Consider the following 14096-nt stretch of genomic DNA (forward strand, 5'->3'; position numbering starts at 1 on the left):
TTGGGTTTAAAATATAAATATACAGATAAAAAGTAGCGGTGTAGACATAATGTCTTATCTAGTAGCGGCTATTGTGGACTAGCCAAAAAGAATAAGGATTTTAAAATCAAACTTCTTAGAAGATAACTTGCTTTTTCAGTTATCTTATGAAGTTCTCGACTTTTAGTTGTGAGTAGTTCACATTGAAAGTTTACGTATAAGAAAAAAGTTGGAACTAAAAATCCAACTTTTTTAATAATTTGGAATAAAAATAAAAACTATAAAGAAATGAGGAATAAAATTGGCTATTTCATTAAATACAAAAGTATTATTTATGACAAAGGCAAATTCCCTGACTGGAATGATTGGAAATAAAAATGGCGATGTGCTTGTAGGTGATAAAGCCTTTGAATTTTACAATTCTAGAAATCCTGAGGATTATGTTCAGATTCCGTGGGAGGAAATTGTGAGAGTAAGGGCGCAGTTGTTCTTTAAAGATAAGTATATTCGTGGATTTTTTATTGACACTAAAAGTGCAGGATCGTATAATTTTGTTGTGAAAAATGCTGGGAAAACGCTGAAAACTATGCGGGATTTTCTGGGAAATGAAAAAATTGTGAGAAATAAACCTGTATTATCGCTGAAAAAAGTGTTTGAATGGTTTAAAAGAAAGAAATAATTTATTGTATAAAAAATTAGTTATGAGGGTGAAGGCTAAAAAAGGAGAGTAGTTATGAAAAAGATTTTTAAATTTTTATTTGTTTGTTTTGTCTTTTTAATTTCATTTAATGTCTTTTCTGAAAGTATGGTATTTGCAAAAAAAGTGCCATTTGAAGAATTGCCTGAAACTGTGGAAAGCGATATGAGAAACGGGAAAATGGAATATCTTTCAAATCGGCAATGTTTTGTGTCGACATATAGAGCTTTCTACAAAAGTTCTGGACTTGACCATGTAAATATTTATGCAACTTGCATTGATGCATATTCCAATAAAAAAATAGAATGGGATAATCCCAAAATTCCAAAAGGAACTGAAAGAAAGACTATCCATATTATGGGGAAAGATATTTCTCAAAGAATGCTGAATGAAATGAAAAATGGGAAAAATGCTTTTCTTATAGGGAAACTTTATTTTTATAAATCTTCAGATAGAAACTATAAAAAAGGCGAATATTATTATTTTGACTGATAGATTTGCCTAAAAGTTTTCGCTATTTCCAGTTTAAATTGTGGATTTTTTTAATGGGATTTAATATTAAATTATTGGTAAGGCAAATGTTTTTTAACAAGGGATTTTATTCCCTTGTTATTTATTATTTGGAAAATATAAGTTATTAGGAAGTTTTTTTATACAAATCTTGAATTTATTAGAAAATTGTTAAAATATTTTATTTTGTTGGATGTGTTCGGCAACTTAGTTTTTTATTTTGCAAGAAGTCAAGAGCCATCGCTTCAGAACATTTATTTTATTAAATTCTAAAGCTGTATCGTTTTTAAATGGATTTAATGATATGGCAAAGGGATTTTCAAAAAATATTTGCAAAATTTATGGAAAAAACTTTTTAAAAATGATACAATACTTTACAAAGGAAAAAAATATTTTGAAATTTTATTTTTAAGAGGTATTTGTTATGGAAAAATTGGAAAACGGTAATGTAAATAAAAAAAACAAAGTAGAAAAAGTAAGAATTATAAAAAGTGGATATGGAAATGAAGAATTGCTGAAGAGTTTTTATAATTATCTGAAGGAAAAAAATATTCAGGAAGTTTTTGGAGTGGAACAGGCTGATCTTATAATTTCACTTGGGGGAGATGGAACGATGCTTATTTCGGCAAAGGAGGCCATCAGGGGGAATATTCCTGTGCTTGCGATAAATATGGGATCTCTTGGGTATCTTGCCGAGATTAAGCCACAGGATGCTGTGAAAATACTGCAGGATTATGAAAATGGGAATTACAAGTTGGAAGAAAGATCATTTCTTGAAGTCAGATATGAGGATAATATTTTTTATGGATTAAATGAACTTGTAATTACAAAAGGCGGACATGAGGCTCATCTGATACAGGTCGAAGTTTATTCAAATGATATTTTTGTAAATAAATATAGAGCTGATGGAATAATAGTTGCGACTCCTACAGGTTCTACTGCCTATTCACTTTCAGCTGGAGGTTCAATCGTCCATCCAGGACTAAATGCTTTGACAATCACGCCACTTGCTCCGCAAAGTCTGACAGCACGGCCAATAATTGTAAACGGATGTGAAGTGCTTAGTTTTAAAGCGACTTCCAGAGATGATGCAGTTCATTTGAATATTGACGGGAATCAATGGTTTCAAATTCAAAAAGGTGATTTAGTATCTGCGAGAATATCAGACAAGAAAGTTAAAATAATAAAACCTATGAATAGCGATTATTACAGTATTTTACGGCAAAAATTAAAATGGGGCGATTCTGTTTTATAGTAAAAATGATTTAAAATCGAACTTAAAAATTATGACTATTTTACTTAAGTTCTAAATTTATATGATTTTTACTAGTTTAATTTTGAGTGAGTTCGAGTATATAATTAAAAATATATTATTTTGTTTTTTTATTAGACTGATTCGTAAATTATATATATTTTAAAATTATGAAAAAAACAGATATTGATGAAACAATGGGATCTTAACCTATTGTCAAAATAAAATGGTGAAAGGGAAGAAATGCTAAGGGAATTAAGATTAAATAATTTAGCGATAATAAAAAATCTGGATTTGGAATTTAATGACAAGTTTATTGCATTGACTGGAGAAACTGGAGCTGGAAAGTCAATTATCCTAAATGGAATATCGCTGTTAATTGGTGAAAGAAGTCATACTGATATGATTAGAAACGGCGCACAAGGCCTTTTTGCAGAAGGGGTTTTTGAGCTGAATGAAAATCAGAAGAAAAGACTGGATGAGCTTGGATTTGAAATCGAAGATGATGAGCTAATTATAACACGGTATTTTGACAGGAATGCGAAATCTAAGATTACAGTAAATGGCTCACGGATGACTTTATCGAGATTAAAGGAACTTATGGTGAATATTATTGATTTAGTTGGGCAGCATGAGCATCAATTTCTTTTGAACAGTGATTATCATTTACATCTTTTGGATAGATTCTTAGATGATGAAGGGAAAATGCTTTCTAAAAAGATACGTGAAAGTGTAAATAAAATAAAAAAATTAAATTTGCAAATAGGAAATATTGAAGAGGAAAAATCAAAAATTGCAGAAAAAAAGGATATTCTGGAATTTCAGCTTAATGAAATCAATAGCCTTGAATTGAAGGAAAATGAAGATAATGAGTTGGAAGAGGAATACAAGATATTATTTAATGCTGGAAAAATCAGTGAAAAGCTGGAGGAAACATCTCAATTTCTGAAGGAAGGGGAATTTTCAATCTTAACGGCACTTGGAAGGGCTAAGAGAAATTTGGAGCAGCTTTCAGATTTGTCAGAATCGTATAGCGAGCTTTATGATAAAATTGAGTCTGTTTTGTATGAAGTTGAGGAAATATCGTATTCTGTGGATAATTTTGTTGGAGATGTTGAAATTGATGATAAAAAGCTGGAAAAAATTGTTGAAAGAATTGACAATATAAATAAGCTGAAATTAAAATATGGCTCAACAATTACTGAAATACTTGAATATAGGGACAAGATTGAAAAGGATCTGTCATTGGTTAATTTTGAAAGTGAAGAGCTGGAAAACTTGAAAAAAGAAAAAAGTGAGCTTGTAGGTCAATATTTTCAAGACAGTGAAAGGCTTAGTGAAATTCGTGAAAAAATTGCAGAAAATTTACAGAATACAGTTGATGTTCAGCTGGATGACCTGAATATGGAAAATGCAAAATTTAAAGTGGAAATTACAAAAACTCAGGAAATAACAATATACGGGATGGATAATGCAGAATTTATGATTGCAGCAAATGTGGGGGAAACATTTAAGCCACTTGCTAAAATAGCTTCAGGAGGAGAAATTTCACGTATAATGCTGGCTTTAAAAACTGTATTTTCAGCAGTTGATAATATTTCTGTGCTTATTTTTGATGAAATTGATACTGGAATTTCGGGTGAAACTGTGAGAAGAGTGGCAGAAAAATTAAGAGAACTTTCAAAAAATACTCAAATTATATGTGTAACACATTCTCCGCAAATTGCAGGAAAGGCACAGCAGCAGTTTTTCATTAAGAAGGAAATAGAAAATAACTTTACAGAAACGAAAGTTCACGAATTGAACACTGAAGAAAGAATAAGGGAAATTGCAAGAATCATTTCAGGAGACAATATTACAGAGGCATCTATTAATCACGCCAAGGAGATAATGGGACTATGGGACAAGAAAGTATTGGTATAGATAATCTGAAAGTGGAAAATAAGGAAAAGCGGAAAAAGAAAGTAAAAGAAGACATATCTCTTGAAAATAAAATGCAAATTAGAAAATTTCTTGATTTTTTAGAATATGAAAAGGGAAGTTCTCGAAGCACGGCTAATGGATATAATCGTGATCTGGTACAGTTTTTCCTGTTTTCTGAGAAAAATTATAATGAAATTGAAGAGCAGGATGTTTTTGGCTATATTGAATATATAAGTGGAAAACTGAAAAAAAATTCAGTGTTAAGCAAGGTTTCGGCAATAAAGGCTTTTTATAAGTTCTGTTATTTGAACAGGGCAGTGGAAAAAGATCCGGCAGGGATGGTTAGATCTTTAAAGCGGGAGTATAGATCGCCTGAAATATTGACATTGGAAGAGATAAAAAAAATTGTTGATAGTTGTCCGAATATGCCTGAGGGAATGCAAAATAGGCTTATTATTAAATTTTTGATTGCTACAGGTGCTAGAATATCGGAAATTTTAAATTTGGAAATAAAAGATCTGGAAAATAAGAGTTATGAATTTATTAAAGTGCTTGGGAAAGATTCAAAATACCGAATAGTGCCGATTTATGACAGCCTTGAAAATGAAATAAAAAACTATTTGGATGTTTATAGACCAAAATTAAAAAATGCAAATGACAGTTTTAAGATTTTTCCAAATGCACGAAGGGAAAAATTCTGGAAGGATTTAAAAAATATTGCAAAGAATGCTGGAATTGAAAAAAATGTTTATCCGCATATTTTTAGATATTCGCTTGCTGAGATTTTGCTTGGAGATAATGCTGATACACGGATAGTTCAGGAGATATTTGGCTATGCAAGCATTACGACAATGGAAACTTGTACACATGTTGAAAAATCCAAATTAAAAAAGATATATAATAATATAAAACTGGGAGATGACTAGAGAAATGAAGGAAAAAAGTGAATTAAGAAAGCAGAAGGATGAAAAATTGAAAATACTTATGGCTACGGTTATAGCATATTTTGTATTTTTCATATTGACAGAAATAGGAATAATAACAGAATATCTGGGAATCATTATGCTGATTCTGCTATATATGTATGCTAACTACAATCTGATAAATATATTTTTTACAAGTAAGAGAACAACTTTTAAAGTATATGCCTTTCTTTTTCTGGAAGTTATCTATTTATTCACAGGAAATATTTCGTTGCTAGGTGCGATTGCATATATTGTATTATTTTCGCTTTTGATTTTTTCAATAAGAAAAGATGAAGGAAGGGAAGAGATTCCTAAAATAATAAGATTTGTGAATATATTTTTAATATTTAAAGTTGTTTTTGTGCTGTCAATGCTGCTTTTTTAAAAGTTACTGCTGAAAGGATGCTTAAAATAAAGATTATTAAAAATAAATAAAAGTTTAAAAAACAGTTGAGAAATGTATAAAAAAGTAGTATAATGAAAAAATATTGTAAATTAATGTTTTAGATGAATTGGAGAAATAAAAAATGAAAACTAATAGTGTTAATAGAAATAATGGAACAGATGTTATGAAAAGTGTAGAAGATGTTACAGATAGAGCAGTTAATGCGCAAGTTGAAAAAAGTTTATTTCTTGGAGAATATAAGGAAAGAATTATAAAGGCTCTTACTTTTGAGGAAATAAAGGAAAAGGGGATTTATTATGAAATAGAAGAGGCTTTGGAAAATAAAGATGTGGCAAAAATGGTTATTTCACGTCATGCTGAGTTTGAAGATATAAAAAAATATATTGAAATAGCTAAAAAGAAAAAAATACCATATAAAATGATAGATAGTCTAGTTTGTTCTGGAGATATTGCACTTGTCGTCGTGGCAAAGGATGCTATTGAGCATGAAGCTGGAGATGAAATTGTTGTAACTTCAAAACTGGAAATGTGTCATTTGAAACATTTGCCAGATATATATTATGAAGCTATGGAAAGTCCAATTTGTGATTTTCATTTAAATATAATAAAAGAAGAAATGCCTGAATATGCAAAAAATTATAAGGAATTGACTTTTATGGACAAATTATTTGGTTCAAAATGTCCGATATGTCAAAAATTAGGAGGAAAAAAACGTGGTTGATGGATTTAGAATAAAAGGAAAAACTCCATTAAATGGGGTAATTAAAGTAAGTGGCGCTAAAAATGCCGCACTTCCAATAATTATAGCGACGCTTGTTGCAAAGGGAGAATATATTTTAAGAAATGTGCCGAATTTGAGGGATATTAGAGTAACAATGAGACTGCTTGAAGATTTGGGAATGGAAACAGAAAAGTTAGATGAGAATACTTATAAAATAATAAATAACGGATTTAAAAGAACTGAAGCAAGTTATGAAATTGTAAAACAAATGAGAGCTTCATTTCTTGTAATGGGACCTATGATTGCAAATTTAGATGAAGCGGTTGTGTCGCTTCCTGGAGGGTGTGCGATTGGTTCAAGACCTGTAGATTTGCACTTAAAGGGATTTGAGCTGTTAGGAGCGGATATTACAAGAGTTCATGGATATGTACATGCAAAAGCGGATAAATTGAGAGGTGCTGAAATTCCTTTAGGATTTCCAAGCGTAGGAGCTACTCAAAATATAATGATGGCGGCAGTAAAAACACCTGGAAAAACTGTTATTTCAAATGCGGCAAGAGAGCCTGAAATTGTTGATTTAGGAAACTTTTTGAATAAAATGGGAGCAAAAATTACAGGACTTGGAACTCCAAATATTGAAATTGAAGGAGTTGAAGAACTTCATGCTGTGGAATATTCAATTATGCCAGATAGAATTGAAGCTGGAACCTATGTAATTGCTTCATTAGTTACAGAAGGAGATTTGAAAATACAAAATGCAAGACTTGAAGATCTTGGAGTATTTAAATCTGAACTAGAAGCAATGGGAGTAAAATTTAAGCAAGATGGGGAACTTTTGAGCGTAATAGGAAAAGCAAGAGATCTAAAACCGTCAAAAATAAAGACATTGCCACATCCAGGATTTCCAACAGATATGCAGCCTCAAATGATGTTGTTACAAGTGCTTGTAAATGGTGGAAGTTCAATGGAGGAAACTGTATTTGAAAACAGATTTATGCATGTGCCTGAATTTAATAGAATGGGAGCAGATATTACAATAAGACATGGAGTAGCCTTTATAAATGGAGGATTGCCTTTAACAGGCGCAGAAGTAATGTCATCAGATTTAAGAGCTGGAGCGGCATTGGTACTTGCAGGACTTGCAGCGGATGGCGTGACGGTTGTAAATAGAGTTTACCATATTGACAGAGGATATGATAAATTGGAATTAAAATTAAATACTGTCGGGGCTCAAATTGAAAGAATTAAATTGGATATTTAGTGAGTCTGTGAGTATTTTTTAAAAAAATTAAAAGACCTTTTTGATTAGGTCTTTTTTTTGTATTGAGGATAATTTGGAGATAAAATTAAAATTTTGTATAAGAAATTTGTTGATTTTATACATAATTTTGTGTATAATAATAGTGAGGTGATAAAATGCCGATGACGTCAACGGAAATGATAAAATTGCTTAAAAAGAACGGATTTGTGCAAATTGCAGGCGGCAAAGGTTCTCATAAGAAATTTTATAATCAGAGTACGGGCAAATCAACTATTGTTCCTGATCATAAACAAGAACTTGGTAAAGGTTTGGAGCATAGAATTTTAAAACAGGCTGGACTTAAATAAGTCTAGTTTGTACCTCATAAAAGGAGAGTGAATAAATATGGTAGTATACCCAGCAATATTTCATAAATCAGTAGAAGGAGGATATGTTGTAGTATTTCCAGATTTTGATTATGGGGCAACAGAAGGGAAGTCATTAGAAGAAGCAATGGAAATGGCTGAAGATTATATTGGTACTTGGTTGTATGATGACTTTGTGAATAATAGAAAATTGACAGTTCCGAGTAAATTAAATGATGTTTCTATTGAGATTTCTGAAGATGAAAAGGAATTTTATGTGGAAGGTGAAAGTTTTAAGACGTTAGTTGCTTTGGATATGTTGAAATACGTGAGTGAGTGTAAAAATACAGTAGTTAGAAAAAATGTATCTATACCTAGTTGGCTAAACGAAATGGCAAAAAATCAAAATCTGAATTTTTCTCAAATATTACAAAATGCTTTAAAACAAGAATTAAAAATAGAATATTAAAAGTAAACAGAAAAAATCACAATTTTGATTAGTTGTGATTTTTTATTAATTAATTTTTTAAAAATTAATTTTAGACTAACAAAAAACTAACACGGGTGGGATATAATTATTAAAAATAAATAAAATTTGAAAGGAGAAATATTATGAAAAAATATGCAGTACTATTATTAATTTTAGGTGTATGTAGTTTAGGTTATGGAAAAGGAAAAAGTTCAAGAAATAAATCTTCAAATTCTTGCACTTCAAATAAAATAATAGTTAATTTTAAAAATAACACAGCTACATATTGTGAAAATGGAAAGAAAAAAGTAGTAAAAACAGAAGGTAGTGGAATTGATGGAGATGATTGGCAATTAGAGGAAGTTGATGGGGTAAGTTTATTTGATGAAAATAATCCAAGACTTATATTTATAGGAAGATAAAAATTAAATGATTAGTTTTTGTTTAAAGAAATTATACAATCCAAGTTAAAGAATCCTGAAAATGATGATTATGTAGTTTTGCCTATTTCAACAATTCCGAATAGAATAAACGTGAATCCAACATACGATATTGAAATAGATCCTGCAAAGTTTTCTAAAATAAATCTGACAAGAATATCTTATATTAGAACTCACAGAATGGTTTCAATACCGATACAACAAATAGATTCAAGCATTATAATAGGTGATTTAAAATCAGATTATGAAGAATTATTTTTAAGAATAGTAGAAAAAGTAGAGCAATTTCATAATGAAATAATGGAAGGATTGCTGGAGTAGAAAATATAATAAAAAAATCATGGTTGAGAGATTAACTGTGATTTTTTGTTATAAAAATTTTCAATTGCATTGTCTTTTAAAGTCATTTATGGTAAAATAAATATATGGTAAATATAGCAAAATCACTTTAAAAATGAGCTCAAATAAATAAAATTTGAGAAGTTGAAGGCTCTTGAATTTATGAGAGCTTTTTTCTTATTTTTTATATTTGCTAGAAAAAGATAAAGGAAATTGATAAGATGGGAAAATTAATAATTGTAGAGGGAACAGATGGAAGCGGGAAGCAGACGCAGACAGAATTGCTGTGTAAAAAATTGAAGGAAATAAAGGGAGAAGGGAAAGTAAAAAAAATATCTTTTCCAAATTATGAGAGTAGAGCTTCAGAGCCTGTAAAAATGTATCTTGCAGGTGAATTTGGGGAAACTGTGGAAAGTGTTAATGCCTATGCGGCTTCGGTGCTTTATTCGATTGACAGGTTTGCTTCGTTTAAGACTGAATGGGAAAAGTTTTATGAGGATGGAGGGATTGTGATTAGTGACAGATATACAATTTCAAATATGATTCATCAAGTTCCAAAAATTCAGGATAAAGCAGAAAGAGAAAAATATTTAGATTGGCTTACAGATTTAGAGTGGGGGAAAATTGGGATACCGAAGCCAGATGTTGTATTTTTTTTGGATATTCCTTTTGAAATTAGTCAGAAGCTTATGGAAGACAGGGAAAATAAGATAACTGGGAAGAAGGAAAAGGATATTCATGAGAGGGATAAAAATTATTTGAAAAATGCTTATGAGGTGGCAAAGGATCTTTCGGTAAAATATGGATGGAATGTAATTTCTTGTGTTAATGAGAATGAATTGAGGGGAATAGAGGATATAAATAATGAGATGCTGGAAATAATATTGAAGAGTATATAGTTTTTTGAAAATTGGAATTTAATAAAATAAATATTTTTTAAATAACAAAAACATATAAAAAGCAATTAAATTATGGTATAATAATACTCGAAGTAAAAATGTTAAAATAAGGAGAGGGTATGATGGCTAGAAAAAAAGCAGAAGAAAAAGATGATAAAAAATTAAGTGAAAGAGAGAAAATGCTTAATTTGGCACTGAAGCAAATCGAGAAAGATTATGGTGAAGGTGCTATAATGAAACTTGGTGAAAATCAAAAAATGAATATTAGGGCTATTTCTACAGGAAGCTTGAATTTGGATATAGCACTTGGGGTTGGTGGAGTTCCAAGAGGGAGAATTATTGAGATTTATGGAGCAGAGTCTTCGGGGAAAACTACTCTTGCGCTTCATATTATTGCAGAAGCTCAAAAGGCTGGAGGAACTGTGGCATTTATTGATGCGGAACATGCTCTTGATCCAGTTTATGCAAAGGCTCTTGGAGTGAATATTGATGAACTTTTAATTTCACAGCCTGATACTGGGGAGCAGGCGCTTGAAATTTCAGATATGCTTGTCAGAAGTGGTGCGATGGATGTAATTGTTGTGGATTCGGTTGCGGCGCTTGTTCCGAAAGCTGAAATTGAAGGGGAAATGGGAGATCAGCAAATGGGACTTCAGGCAAGACTTATGTCAAAAGCACTTAGAAAATTGACAGGAAGCATTGCAAAATCTGATACGGTTATGATTTTTATTAACCAAATAAGAGAAAAAATTGGAGGATTTTCATTTACTCCAGGTCCACAGACAACAACTTCAGGAGGACGTGCATTAAAATTCTTCTCAACAGTTAGAATGGAAGTAAAAAGAGTGGGTTCTGTGAAGCAAGGGGACGATGTTATTGGAAATGAAGTTCTGGTAAAAGTTACTAAAAATAAAGTTGCTCCGCCATTTAAAGAAGCTAGATTTAATGTTATGTATGGACAGGGAATTTCTAGAATTGGAGAAGTGCTGGATGCAGCGATAAATTTAGGAATCGCTTCAAAGGCTGGTGCTTGGTTCAGTTATGGAGAAGAGAGATTAGGACAAGGTCGTGTAAATGTGGAAAATATGCTAAAGGAAAATAAGGAGCTTTACGAAAGACTGGAAAGAGATGTGCTGGAAGCCATTCGTCCTAAAAACAAAGAGAATGAACAGGAAAACCCTGAAAATATAGAAAATGACCAAATTCAAAATGATGAAAATGGTGAAATGGAAGGCAATGAAAATTAATAGAATTTATCGGAATAAAATATATCTTGATACTGGGGAAATTATGGATGTAAGCCCGCTTATAAGGCAAAGATATGATTTGAAGGTAAATGATGATATTGAGAGGTTTTATGATGAGGTTTCTTATGAAGCCTCTCTTGAAAAGGGGATTTTTCTAATTTCATTAAAGGAAAGGACAAAAAAGGAAGTGCGGCTAAAATTAGAGGAAAAATATAGAAATAAGGCAGCTATTTTACGGGCAATAGAAAAACTGGAGGAGTTTGGGTATTTAAATGACTTGGATTATGCAATGTCGTATATTGAAAGTAGAACGTATGGGAAAAACCGTATTTCCTATAATCTTTTTCAAAAGGGAATCAATAAAGATTTGGTTGAAAAGGCATATTTGACTTTGGATGAGGAAAAGGAAGAAAATGTTGAAGATGTAAAATTAGAAAAATTGATTGAAAAAAAAGGTAAAAAAGTTAATGTAAATAATGAGCGGGATGAAAAAAAAATAAAGGAAGAGCAGAAACTTATACAGTATTTGGCAAGGCAGGGATTTTCTCTTGACAAGATTTTTAAGAAATTGAAGGAATATAAGGGAAATTATGAATAATGAATTGCAGTTATACAAAAAAATAATAGTAAAGGAGGAAAATTATATGAGAACCATATTTTATCATCTTGTACTTGTAGGTACTTTTATTTATGGAAGTATTTTTCATATTTGGTATCTAATATTTAATAGGGGTGAAAAAAGATACAGATATGTGTGCAGGGTAGCGAAAAATTGGGGGAAGAATTTAATATGGGGTTCTGGAAGTAAAGTAAATGTTATTTATAAAAATGGAAGTGAAGAGGAAGTAAGGAAAATACGAGAAAATAATGAAGCTGTCATATTAATTTCAAATCATCAGAGTAATGTTGACATTCCAGCATTGCTTGGGTATTTGCCGCTTGACTTTTCGTTTATTGCTAAGAAGGAAATGAAAAAATGGCCTGCTATTGGGCGATGGATGCGTTCGTTTGACTGTATTTTTCTGGACAGGAAAAATGCTAGGCAAGGGATGAAGGATATGAAGGATGCGATAAGCAAAATAAAAAAAGGACATTCCTATGTGATTTTCCCTGAAGGAAGCAGAAGCAAGGATGGAACAATTGGAGAATTTAAAAAGGGAAGTTTTAAACTTGCGACTGATACGAATGCTAGGATTTTGCCGATTGCAATAGTGGGGACTTATGAGGTGCAAAGCCGTAAAAGTTTGAAAATAACACCAAATAAAAATATAAAAATTATTGTGGATAAACCAGTTGACTTGAAAAATATGTCAAGGGAAGAAAAAAAAGATGTGCATAATGTTGTAAATAAAATTATAAAGGATAATTATGCGAAAGAAAAAAATCTTTAAGAAAAAAAGTGTAATTGAAGTTTAAAGGAAGGAAGGTGAAATTATGAAGGTGTTTTTGGCAACTAAAAATAAAGGGAAAATAAAAGATTTTGAAAAATTGACTGAGGGAATGGATTTGGAAGTTGTGACTATTCTGGATGGGATGGATATTCCTGATGTTGTGGAAGATGGAGATACTTTTGAGGAAAATTCTATGAAGAAGGCTAAGGAAATAGCTGGTTATACTGGAATTGTGACGATTTCTGATGATTCGGGACTTTGTGTGGATTGTTTGGATGGAGGGCCTGGAGTGTATTCGGCACGGTTTGCTGGGGAAAATGCGAGCGATAGAGAGAGAAATGAAAAGTTGCTTGAAGTGATGAAGGATGTAAAGAAAGAGGATAGGCAAGCGCATTTTGTATCTGTTGTGAGTATTGCTTTTCCAAACGGAGAAATTCATTCGTTTCGTGGCGAAGTAAATGGAGAAATTTTATTTGAGCTGAGAGGAAGCAATGGATTTGGGTATAATCCGTTATTTTATTCGTATGAGCTGAAAAAATCATTTGGAGAAGCTGATGATGAGGAAAGAAAAAAGGTTAGTCATAGGGCTAGGGCATTTAGAAAACTGATTGATTCAGGACTTCTTGAAGAAAAATAGTATTTTCAAGAGTATTATAAATTAAGATAAAATTTTATTTGATTTTTAAATTATTTAGAAAAAAGCTGGAAAGGAGCTTGTTATGGAACTTACTGATGAAAAAATTGAACTGAATGGACTGATTCACAAGGGAGTGGGTAAAATTCTGATATTAATGGCGATATTGTCAGTTGTGTATGGAGCAGTATTTTCGATTATAGAGAAAACTTATCATATGCAGGTTATTGCGGCATTTTTGCCAGTTGTTGCCATTGTTGTCTGGATTTTGTTTATTTTTTTGCGAATCGACAGGCTAAAACTGGAAAAGGGAGAACTTTCGCTAAACAAGAAGAATTTAAATAAAAAAAATGTTTCGGGGTATATGGATAAATATGTGGGAACACCAAGAATACATTTTACAGTAGACGGACAGGAAATTTTATTTGAACCTTATGTAAACCGATATAGCAGAAGCGATACATCTAATAAAATCACAGCAATAGGATTTTTCCTAAAGGATAAAGGAATTCCTGAAATAAAATATCAAAAACTTTATCGTAAAATCTTGCTTTTAAGATTAGTTATAGTTTTAGGAATCGTTGCTCCAGTAATCTTTACAGTTTAAAGGGAATAGAAA

Annotated in this window: 18 protein-coding genes; all 18 read left to right on the forward strand. The window is 31.3% G+C overall.

The genetic code is table 11. The features are described 5' to 3' along the window. The first annotated feature begins 280 nt into the window (after window positions 1-280). On the forward strand, window positions 281-658 hold the full coding sequence (locus FVE74_RS02775; protein WP_147003125.1) for a DUF956 family protein: 378 nt from the start codon (window positions 281-283) through the stop codon (window positions 656-658). Between the two features lie 54 nt (window positions 659-712). Beyond that, complete coding sequence (locus tag FVE74_RS02780) at window positions 713-1168, forward strand: hypothetical protein (protein ID WP_147003126.1); 456 nt, start codon at window positions 713-715, stop codon at window positions 1166-1168. A gap of 442 nt (window positions 1169-1610) precedes the next feature. Continuing rightward, the gene (locus FVE74_RS02785; protein ID WP_147003127.1) at window positions 1611-2441 is read left to right on the forward strand and encodes an NAD(+)/NADH kinase; all 831 of its coding nucleotides are present in this window, start codon (window positions 1611-1613) and stop codon (window positions 2439-2441) included. A gap of 240 nt (window positions 2442-2681) precedes the next feature. Next, window positions 2682-4361, forward strand: coding sequence for a DNA repair protein RecN (gene recN, locus FVE74_RS02790; protein ID WP_147003128.1), 1680 nt, complete (start codon window positions 2682-2684; stop codon window positions 4359-4361). After that, complete coding sequence (locus tag FVE74_RS02795) at window positions 4337-5287, forward strand: tyrosine-type recombinase/integrase (protein ID WP_147003129.1); 951 nt, start codon at window positions 4337-4339, stop codon at window positions 5285-5287. The genes recN and FVE74_RS02795 overlap by 25 nt, the downstream gene beginning before the upstream one ends. A gap of 4 nt (window positions 5288-5291) precedes the next feature. Then, a complete protein-coding gene (locus tag FVE74_RS02800; RefSeq protein WP_147003130.1) occupies window positions 5292-5711 on the forward strand; it encodes a phospholipid phosphatase in 420 nt (139 codons plus the stop codon). A 142-nt stretch (window positions 5712-5853) separates the two neighbouring features. Continuing rightward, entirely contained in the window at window positions 5854-6453 is a 600-nt protein-coding gene (locus tag FVE74_RS02805) for a DUF1694 domain-containing protein (protein WP_147003131.1), read from the forward strand. Further along, complete coding sequence (gene murA, locus FVE74_RS02810; RefSeq protein ID WP_147003132.1) at window positions 6446-7714, forward strand: UDP-N-acetylglucosamine 1-carboxyvinyltransferase; 1269 nt, start codon at window positions 6446-6448, stop codon at window positions 7712-7714. Before FVE74_RS02805 ends, murA begins: the two co-directional genes overlap by 8 nt. Before the next feature lie 161 nt (window positions 7715-7875). Next, window positions 7876-8061 (forward strand): type II toxin-antitoxin system HicA family toxin, encoded by a 186-nt coding sequence (locus FVE74_RS02815; RefSeq protein ID WP_232054011.1) that lies wholly within the window; start codon window positions 7876-7878, stop codon window positions 8059-8061. 37 nt (window positions 8062-8098) lie between these two features. Further along, entirely contained in the window at window positions 8099-8527 is a 429-nt protein-coding gene (locus FVE74_RS02820) for a type II toxin-antitoxin system HicB family antitoxin (RefSeq protein WP_147003134.1), read from the forward strand. Window positions 8528-8670: 143 nt separating this feature from the next. Next, complete coding sequence (locus FVE74_RS02825) at window positions 8671-8949, forward strand: hypothetical protein (RefSeq protein ID WP_147003135.1); 279 nt, start codon at window positions 8671-8673, stop codon at window positions 8947-8949. Between the two features lie 18 nt (window positions 8950-8967). Beyond that, window positions 8968-9288, forward strand: coding sequence for a hypothetical protein (locus FVE74_RS02830; RefSeq protein ID WP_147003136.1), 321 nt, complete (start codon window positions 8968-8970; stop codon window positions 9286-9288). 239 nt (window positions 9289-9527) lie between these two features. Then, window positions 9528-10205 carry a dTMP kinase gene (locus tag FVE74_RS02835; RefSeq protein ID WP_147003137.1) on the forward strand — a complete coding sequence of 226 codons (678 nt, stop codon included), beginning with the start codon at window positions 9528-9530 and terminating at the stop codon, window positions 10203-10205. Between the two features lie 122 nt (window positions 10206-10327). Beyond that, window positions 10328-11452, forward strand: a complete 1125-nt coding sequence (recA, locus tag FVE74_RS02840; protein WP_147003138.1) for a recombinase RecA — start codon at window positions 10328-10330, stop codon at window positions 11450-11452. Then, complete coding sequence (locus FVE74_RS02845) at window positions 11442-12050, forward strand: regulatory protein RecX (protein ID WP_147003139.1); 609 nt, start codon at window positions 11442-11444, stop codon at window positions 12048-12050. Before recA ends, FVE74_RS02845 begins: the two co-directional genes overlap by 11 nt. A 46-nt stretch (window positions 12051-12096) precedes the next feature. Next, on the forward strand, window positions 12097-12843 hold the full coding sequence (locus FVE74_RS02850; RefSeq protein ID WP_147003140.1) for a lysophospholipid acyltransferase family protein: 747 nt from the start codon (window positions 12097-12099) through the stop codon (window positions 12841-12843). Between the two features lie 43 nt (window positions 12844-12886). Next, window positions 12887-13480 (forward strand): XTP/dITP diphosphatase, encoded by a 594-nt coding sequence (locus tag FVE74_RS02855; RefSeq protein WP_147003141.1) that lies wholly within the window; start codon window positions 12887-12889, stop codon window positions 13478-13480. Window positions 13481-13562: 82 nt separating this feature from the next. Then, the gene (locus tag FVE74_RS02860) at window positions 13563-14084 is read left to right on the forward strand and encodes a hypothetical protein (RefSeq protein ID WP_147003142.1); all 522 of its coding nucleotides are present in this window, start codon (window positions 13563-13565) and stop codon (window positions 14082-14084) included. The last annotated feature ends 12 nt before the right edge of the window (window positions 14085-14096 follow it).

It is taken from the genome of Leptotrichia wadei, assembly GCF_007990445.1.
GTDB lineage: Bacteria > Fusobacteriota > Fusobacteriia > Fusobacteriales > Leptotrichiaceae > Leptotrichia > Leptotrichia wadei_A.

Coding starts and splice junctions, on each gene's coding strand:
- FVE74_RS02805 (WP_147003131.1), top strand. CDS start 5,854: ATGAAAACTAATAGTGTTAATAGAAATAATGGAACAGATGTTATGAAA.
- FVE74_RS02850 (WP_147003140.1), top strand. CDS start 12,097: ATGAGAACCATATTTTATCATCTTGTACTTGTAGGTACTTTTATTTAT.
- FVE74_RS02820 (WP_147003134.1), top strand. CDS start 8,099: ATGGTAGTATACCCAGCAATATTTCATAAATCAGTAGAAGGAGGATAT.
- FVE74_RS02860 (WP_147003142.1), top strand. CDS start 13,563: ATGGAACTTACTGATGAAAAAATTGAACTGAATGGACTGATTCACAAG.
- FVE74_RS02825 (WP_147003135.1), top strand. CDS start 8,671: ATGAAAAAATATGCAGTACTATTATTAATTTTAGGTGTATGTAGTTTA.
- FVE74_RS02855 (WP_147003141.1), top strand. CDS start 12,887: ATGAAGGTGTTTTTGGCAACTAAAAATAAAGGGAAAATAAAAGATTTT.
- FVE74_RS02795 (WP_147003129.1), top strand. CDS start 4,337: ATGGGACAAGAAAGTATTGGTATAGATAATCTGAAAGTGGAAAATAAG.
- FVE74_RS02835 (WP_147003137.1), top strand. CDS start 9,528: ATGGGAAAATTAATAATTGTAGAGGGAACAGATGGAAGCGGGAAGCAG.
- FVE74_RS02785 (WP_147003127.1), top strand. CDS start 1,611: ATGGAAAAATTGGAAAACGGTAATGTAAATAAAAAAAACAAAGTAGAA.
- FVE74_RS02800 (WP_147003130.1), top strand. CDS start 5,292: ATGAAGGAAAAAAGTGAATTAAGAAAGCAGAAGGATGAAAAATTGAAA.
- recN (WP_147003128.1), top strand. CDS start 2,682: ATGCTAAGGGAATTAAGATTAAATAATTTAGCGATAATAAAAAATCTG.
- FVE74_RS02780 (WP_147003126.1), top strand. CDS start 713: ATGAAAAAGATTTTTAAATTTTTATTTGTTTGTTTTGTCTTTTTAATT.
- FVE74_RS02845 (WP_147003139.1), top strand. CDS start 11,442: ATGAAAATTAATAGAATTTATCGGAATAAAATATATCTTGATACTGGG.
- FVE74_RS02815 (WP_232054011.1), top strand. CDS start 7,876: ATGACGTCAACGGAAATGATAAAATTGCTTAAAAAGAACGGATTTGTG.
- recA (WP_147003138.1), top strand. CDS start 10,328: ATGGCTAGAAAAAAAGCAGAAGAAAAAGATGATAAAAAATTAAGTGAA.